This is a genomic window from Phenylobacterium sp., assembly GCF_036402295.1.
Classification (GTDB): domain Bacteria; phylum Pseudomonadota; class Alphaproteobacteria; order Caulobacterales; family Caulobacteraceae; genus Phenylobacterium.
Genome location: NZ_DASWTE010000143.1, coordinates 1 through 1,794 on the forward strand (window position 1 = coordinate 1; position 1,794 = coordinate 1,794).

Genomic DNA, 1,794 nt, shown 5'->3' on the forward strand with positions numbered 1-1,794 from the left:
GGTGGCGGCGGCGGGCTTCCGGGCGAAGCCGGGGTGGCGGGCGAGGAAGGCTTCGACGCGGTCCTCGTCCTCCTCGGGGAGCACCGAGCAGGTGACGTAGATGAGGCGGCCGCCGGGCTTCGTGAAGCGCGCGCCGTCGTCGAGGACCTGGTCCTGGTCCTGCTGGCGGCGTTCCAGCGCCTCGGGCGTGAGGCGCCACTTGGTGTCGGGGTGGCGGCGCCACGAGCCGGTGCCGGTGCAGGGGGCGTCGATAAAGACCACGTCCATCTTGCCGTCGAGGCCGTGCAGCGGGTCCTTGGCGAGCGGGGTGCGGACCTGGAGGTTGCGGACGCCCGCGCGCTCGCCGCGGCGCACGGTGTCGGTGAGACGGCGGGCGTCCGAGTCATAGGCGTAGATCTGGCCGGTGTTGGCCATGGCCGCGGCCAGGGCCAGCGTCTTGCCGCCGCCGCCGGCGCAGAGGTCGAGGACCTGCTTGCCCTTCACGTCTCCGGCCGCCAGCGCTGCGGCCTGGCTGCCCAGGTCCTGCACCTCGAACCAGCCCTTGCCGAACTGCGGGATAGCCTCGACCGCGCCCGAGCGGGCGGCGGCGGCGGGGGCCGGAACGCGCAGCGCGTTGGGCGACAGGCCGGGCGCCTGCGGCTCGAAGGGCTCCAGGGCCTTCAGGGCGCGGACGGGGTCGGTCTTCAGGGTGTTGACGCGCAGATCCACCGGCGCGCGTTCGGCCAGCGCCGCGCCCTCTTCCGCCCGGTCGTCGCCGTAGACGCGGGCCAGTGTCGCGTCGAGCCAGTCGGGATAGTCCCCCCGGACGGCGGCCGGGGCGTCGGCGAGGTCGCGTGGCTTGGTCAGCGCGGCGCGCTCGGCGTCGGTGAGCGCACCCGGGCCGTGCGGTTCCTCGCCGGCAGCCTCGGCCACGCGGTCGACGGGCCAGTCCCAGGCGAAGCGGAGGGCGGCGAGCGCGGTGGCGCGCGGGGTCTCCTCGCCCATGCGCCAGGCGAGCGAGCGCCGGCGGCGCAGGACATCCAGCACCAGACCCGACACCCAGGCGCGATCCTTCGCCCCGGCGTAACGGGAAGCGTCTCCCCAGGCCTTCAGCGCGAGGCGGACGGGCTTATGCCGCGTCTCGATCTCGGTCAGGACCTCAATGGCCGCCGCAAGGCGTCCGCCGTCGCGCATCAACTCACCTGAAGAGGGCCACCAGCACCATGACGAGCCCGACGATCGAGACCAGCCACACGAGGGTGCGGATGGTCGGGATGCCCGACGCGTACAGCGGCGCATAGAGGGCGCGGGCGGCCACATAGAGCCCGGAACCCCAGATCGTAAGGTCGGTCCCGAGCTTGCCCGCGAGGGCGCAAGCCAGGACCGCGGCGGCGAAGAAGGGGAAGGTCTCGGCGAAGTTCCAGAACGCCCGCTCGAGGCGCGCCGCCACGCCACCCAGCGGCATGGGCGTGTCCCTGGGACCCGCCGCCCACTTCAAGTCGCCCTGGTGCGCGCGGGCCGCCGCGGCCGCCCAGAGCAACTGGACCAGCCCCACGACCACCGCCGCGCCGAGAAGCTTCAGCTCCACAGCCACTTCGCCAACCATACTCGCCTCCCCCGTTGCCGGCGGGATCAGACCCCGCTCGGATAGTTCGGAGCCTCCCGCGTGATCATCACGTCGTGGACGTGGCTCTCGCGCAGGCCGGCGCCGGTGATGCGGATGAAGCGGGCGCGCTCGCGGAACAGCGCCAGGTTTGGCGCGCCGACGTAGCCCATGGCCGCGCGCAGACCGCCCACCATCTGGTGCAGGATCGG

The 1,794-nt window shown here is 73.6% G+C and carries 3 protein-coding genes; all 3 read right to left on the reverse strand.

Annotated elements, in window-relative coordinates; genetic code table 11:
• A partial coding sequence (locus VGD44_RS08945) for an RsmB/NOP family class I SAM-dependent RNA methyltransferase (RefSeq protein ID WP_331086045.1) occupies positions 1–1,173 on the reverse strand: 1,173 nt, incomplete at its 3' end.
• A 4-nt stretch (positions 1,174–1,177) separates the two neighbouring features.
• Positions 1,178–1,585 (reverse strand): MAPEG family protein, encoded by a 408-nt coding sequence (locus VGD44_RS08950; RefSeq protein WP_331086047.1) that lies wholly within the window; start codon positions 1,583–1,585, stop codon positions 1,178–1,180.
• Between the two features lie 26 nt (positions 1,586–1,611).
• A partial coding sequence (locus tag VGD44_RS08955; RefSeq protein ID WP_331086049.1) for an IMP dehydrogenase occupies positions 1,612–1,794 on the reverse strand: 183 nt, incomplete at its 5' end.

Bases quoted from the DNA above. Each gene is read 5' to 3' on its own strand.
- VGD44_RS08950 (WP_331086047.1), bottom strand. From the start codon at position 1,585: ATGGTTGGCGAAGTGGCTGTGGAGCTGAAGCTTCTCGGCGCGGCGGTG.